We start from the raw sequence: 5,199 nt of genomic DNA on the forward strand, positions 1-5,199 counted from the left end.
GTTCTTTAAAGAACAATGGAAGCGCTATTTGTTTGCAATCATTTGTTTATGCATCGTAAATATCCTGGAAGTCATTCCGCCCAAGCTGGTGGGAATGGCAATCGATGATATCAATACAGGAACACTTACGAAAGAAAGTGTTGTTAAATATGCAGCCTATTTGGCTGCGGTAGGGATTTCCACCTACACATTCGGCTATTTATGGAGTTACCAGCTCTTTGGAGGGGCATTTTTAGTCGAGAGAAAAATGAGGTCCAGCTATATGGGGCACTTGCTGAAGATGACACCCTCTTTCTTTGAAAAAAATAAAACCGGCGATTTGATGGCCCGGGCAACTAATGATTTAAAAGCTATTTCAAACACCGCAGGATTCGGAATCCTGACACTTGCCGATTCCATCCTGTATACATGCACAATTCTGCTGATGATGGGAACGACCATAAGCTGGACTCTTACAATAACGGCTATTCTTCCTTTGCCAGTCATGGCAGTCATGATGCAGGTATACGGAAAGAAAATCCATAAGCGGTTTACTGAGGCACAAGATGCTTTTGGCGAACTGAATGATAAAGTTCTTGAATCAGTTTCCGGCGTCAGGGTCATAAGGGCTTATGTGCAGGAACGGCAGGATGAAAGAAACTTTGATAGTATGACAGAAGATGTGTATAAGAAAAACATTGAAGTTGCAAAAATCGATGCGCTATTCGATCCGACTATCAGTATCCTGATCGGAATCAGCTATTTAATTGGTTTAGGATATGGAGCTTATCTAGTTTTCCATCAGGTTATTTCGCTCGGTAGCCTGGTATCATTCAATGTGTATCTTGGAATGCTGATATGGCCTATGATTGCTATGGGAGAGCTTATCAATGTGCTGCAGCGGGGAAATGCTTCTCTTGACCGTGTACAGGAAACTCTTTCATATGAACAGGATGTCAAAAATGCTCCTGTAACAGAACATATTATTCAGCCGGAAGATATAGTTTTTGATTCTGTGAACTTCACCTATCCATCCTCTAAAGTGCCAAATCTAAAGGATATAACAGTAACGATTAAGCGCGGAGAGACTCTTGGTGTGGTCGGGAAAACAGGAAGCGGAAAGACCACTTTTGTTAAACAGCTCCTCCGTGAGTATCCTCTTGGCTCAGGCACTATTTCTGTAGCCGGCGTAGAAGCGGGCAGGCTGCCGGTTGAGGAGATGAGGGATTGGGTAGGATATGTCCCTCAGGATCATTTCCTATTTTCAAGGACAGTCAGAGAAAATATTTATTTCGGGAAGATTGAAGCAACAGATCAAGAATTGATGAAGGCAATCAGACTAGCTGATTTTGAAAAAGATCTGGCCATGCTGCCAGATAAGCTTGAAACACTTGTCGGTGAAAAAGGAGTGGCATTGTCAGGCGGGCAAAAACAGCGGATTTCCATCGCAAGGGCGCTCATCAAAGATCCTGAAATTCTGATATTGGATGACTCTCTTTCTGCGGTGGATGCAAAAACAGAAACAAATATCATCAGCAATATCCAAAGAGAAAGAGCTGGAAAAACGACCATCATCACTACTCACCGTTTATCAGGTGTTATGCATGCCAATCATATCATCGTACTGGATCAGGGGGAAATCATTGAAGAAGGCAGCCATAATGAACTTTTGAACCGCCATGGATGGTATTATGAACAATTTGAAAGGCAGCAAGTGGAAAATGGGCCGGAGGTGAGCGCATGAAAATCGTTAAAAAACTAAGCCAATATGCGTGGATGTATAAAAAGTTAATTATCGCGGCCCTAATCATGCTTTCTATTTCAGTAGCTGCAGATCTGACTGGCCCATTCGTGGCTAAAAATATAATTGATTCTCATATACTGGGAATACAATCTAAATGGCATCAAACGTCAAAGGGGAAGGATGCAGTATACTACCAGGGATCATGGTATAAAAGAGAAAGCTATTTTGCCAGACACGAGGATAAGGGAAAAGAAGTGCGGATCATCCAGGCTGGAAATCATTTTGTTTTCACTGATCAGCGCGTCCCGTTTGAAGGAAGCAAGAAATTAAAAAACAATACACTGCTAGTTGAAAATAAAGGGAAAAAGGAGCAGTACAGGGTAAAAGTTCTGACGACTAAAGAGCTGCTGAAGTTTTACGAGCCTGAAACGCCAAAAATCCTTAAGTTGGTCTTTTTGTATTTTGGGCTTGTTATCTTATCAGCCATTTTTCAGTACGGACAGAGCTTTACCCTTCAGAAGTCTGCCCACCGCATCATTCAGAGAATGCGCAATGATGCTTTTACACATATATCAAAGCTGCCTATCAAATACTTCGATAATCTTCCTGCCGGTAAGGTTGTATCACGTATAACCAATGATACAGAAGCGATACGCGACTTATATGTACAGGTGCTGGCTAATTTCTTTTCCAGCTCCATCAACATCATTGGGGTCGTAATTGCCCTGTATATTTTGAATCCTAAAATCGCGCTGCTTTCGCTCGCACTGATTCCAATCTTAGTACTATGGACGATTATTTACCGCAAATTCGCATCAGGCTACAATCAGATTATCCGGGCGAGGATCAGTGACATTAATGGAATCATTAACGAGTCGATTCAGGGGATGAATGTGATACAGGCTTTCAGGCGTGAAAAGGATACAAAGGAAAGATTTGAAAAGCTGAATCAGGAGCATTTTTCCTATCAGAATAAAATATTAAACCTGAACAGCCTTACAAGCCATAACTTAATCGGCGTTCTTAAAAATACGGCTTTTGTATCGTTCATCTGGTATTTCGGAAATATGTCACTTACAGCATCCTCTGTAATCTCTCTCGGAATGCTGTATGCCATTGTTGACTTCATCAGCAGGCTGCTGCAGCCTGTCCAGGGTATTGTCAACCAATTTGCAAACCTGGAGCAGGCGCTTGTCGCCGGGGAGCGTGTATTCAGTTTACTTGATGAGCCTGGCGCAGATGTCAGTGATAAGGAAATTCCACGGTATAATGGAAATGTAGAGTTCAAATCAGTTTCCTTTGGCTACAAGGAAGATGAGTATGTTCTGAAGGATCTTACCTTCACAGCCAAGCAGGGAGAGACGGTGGCCCTTGTCGGCCATACAGGATCCGGGAAAAGTTCAATCATGAATCTTCTTTTCCGATTTTACGATTCAAATAAAGGGGAAATTTTGATTGATGGCATGAACATTACTGAAATTCCCCATCAAACACTGAGAAAGCATATGGGGATTGTACTTCAGGATCCTTACTTATTTTCCGGGACCATTGCCTCTAACATCAGCCTGAACAGCAGCAGCATCACCAGGGAAATGATTGAGAAAGCATTGAAAGATGTCGGCGGGGACCGGGTCTTGAGCCATCTGGAAGAAGGAATTGATGCACCGGTAATTGAAAAGGGGAGCACCCTCTCATCCGGCCAGAGACAGCTCATTTCTTTTGCAAGGGCGCTTGCCTTTAACCCGGCGATTTTAATCCTGGATGAAGCGACTTCAAGCATTGATACTGAAACAGAGGCAATCATTCAACAAGCAATGGATGTTCTTAAGAAAGGAAGAACCACCTTCATTATCGCCCACCGCCTTTCAACAATCAAAAATGCCGACCAGATCCTTGTACTTGATAAAGGAACGATTGCTGAAAAAGGAAGCCATGATGAGTTAATGCGTCTAAAAGGAAAATACTATCAAATGTATGAACTCCAGCAAGGACAGCAAAAGGGCATGGCAGTTTAATAAAACAGCCGAAGCTCATTTCAAAGAAAAAGTCCTCCATTTTGAAAATGGAGGACTTTTTTGCTGGAATTTATTAATTTTCTTCAATTTAGAAGGGATGGCGGGTGTTAAGGCAGAACAAGAATGTAAAACAGTTTGAAGGAGGGAATAGATGATACTGAGCAGAAATGAAACCTTTAAGGAATATCTTTCTTTATATCCTGTCACATGCCTGATTGTTGCAGCAAATACGCTGGTTATGATCTTTTCCCTTAGTGCTGATGGCGGATTAACTCAAAGGGGGGGAATCAGCCAATCTGCCTTTTTAGAGGGTGAGTATTATCGTTTAGTTACGTATTCTTTCATACATAATGGCTTTTCACACTATTTCATGAATATGACGGCGACCATACTTTTGGCGCCGCCGATAGAAAGGATACTGGGCAAAGCAAGATATTTTCTGCTGTTTGCCTTATCCGTTATACTATCAGGTCTGGCAATTGTCCTGCTGGCTATTAACGTAAATTTAATGAACGCAGGTGAGTCAGGGTTCGGTTATGCCCTATTGGGATATTATTTCTATCTCATTTTGTTTGATAAAAGAAAAATAGATCCCGGTTCAGCTAAGGCGATCATGGTGCTGATTGCAGCTGGATGGATTACAACTTTTATATTTAGCGATATCAGTATTTTGGGGCATGCAGGCGGCTTTGTTTCTGGTTTTCTATTAGCGCCTGTACTGCAATATACACAGAAAAATGGAAAACACCCTTTTAAAAGGCTGTTTACGTAAACCTTCCTGCTGTGGAACAAGGTGGGGCTGATTTTCGTTCCGGGATGGGGGCTGCATCAAGCTTCTTCTGCTGCACCTGCGGTTCTCGGGCCACTCTCCAATTCTGTTATAATAACTGGATTTCTACGCAGAACACATTTCCCGGTTGGAACCTATGTACCAATTCTTTCACCGGACAGTTTATCATTGGTTGAATTATGTTAAAATGTAAAAAAATACATAATTCTGGAAGGCTGAATATCATTGAAGATATGGAGATTAAGCGAAATAGCATCTGATATTAGTGACACAATACCATATTACTTTTTATGTTTATTGTTCTCTAGTATCTCTTTTTCTGCTGCTATGATTATTTTAACTAGAGAACCATCTTGGCTGCGGCCAATGCCTATTATTTTTTATTCTTTTTATGTTTTTTTATCGTATTTGCTTTTTGCAGTGCCGCTGCAGGCTTTTTTCAATAAACACCTAAAAAGTTCAGTTTTTTATACTTATTATTTTATATTCTTTTTTCTTTTATTGCCTTGTTCATCGTTTTTATATTAATAAATTTAGACTTTACTATGAATGTAGTAAAAATGGCAAAGTACTATGAATTCAGCCTTGCCGCAGCGGTTATTTATTGGATATGGGACTCCGTTTTTTTACAAAAAAATATTATTGGTAATTAATCCAAACCAGTATAATCT

General features: G+C 40.9%; 3 protein-coding genes and 1 pseudogene. All 4 read left to right on the forward strand.

The annotated features are described in order from the left end of the window. Window positions 1-1,723 (forward strand): ABC transporter ATP-binding protein (locus BIV59_RS22275; RefSeq protein ID WP_071353647.1); only part of this gene is annotated, 1,723 nt, incomplete at its 5' end. After that, window positions 1,720-3,738: an ABC transporter ATP-binding protein gene (locus tag BIV59_RS22280; RefSeq protein ID WP_071353648.1), complete on the forward strand. Its 2,019-nt coding sequence runs from the start codon at window positions 1,720-1,722 to the stop codon at window positions 3,736-3,738. The genes BIV59_RS22275 and BIV59_RS22280, both read left to right, overlap by 4 nt. Before the next feature lie 151 nt (window positions 3,739-3,889). Beyond that, the gene (locus tag BIV59_RS22290) at window positions 3,890-4,510 is read left to right on the forward strand and encodes a rhomboid family intramembrane serine protease (RefSeq protein WP_071353650.1); all 621 of its coding nucleotides are present in this window, start codon (window positions 3,890-3,892) and stop codon (window positions 4,508-4,510) included. Window positions 4,511-4,989: 479 nt separating this feature from the next. Beyond that, window positions 4,990-5,181: pseudogene (locus BIV59_RS24610) on the forward strand (UPF0715 family protein); the annotation flags it as partial. Window positions 5,182-5,199: the final 18 nt, after the last annotated feature.

Origin of the sequence: Bacillus sp. MUM 13 (assembly GCF_001866725.1) — a bacterium.
Taxonomy (GTDB): Bacteria; Bacillota; Bacilli; order Bacillales; family DSM-1321; genus Peribacillus.

Coding starts and splice junctions, on each gene's coding strand:
- BIV59_RS22280 (WP_071353648.1), top strand. CDS start 1,720: ATGAAAATCGTTAAAAAACTAAGCCAATATGCGTGGATGTATAAAAAG.
- BIV59_RS22290 (WP_071353650.1), top strand. CDS start 3,890: ATGATACTGAGCAGAAATGAAACCTTTAAGGAATATCTTTCTTTATAT.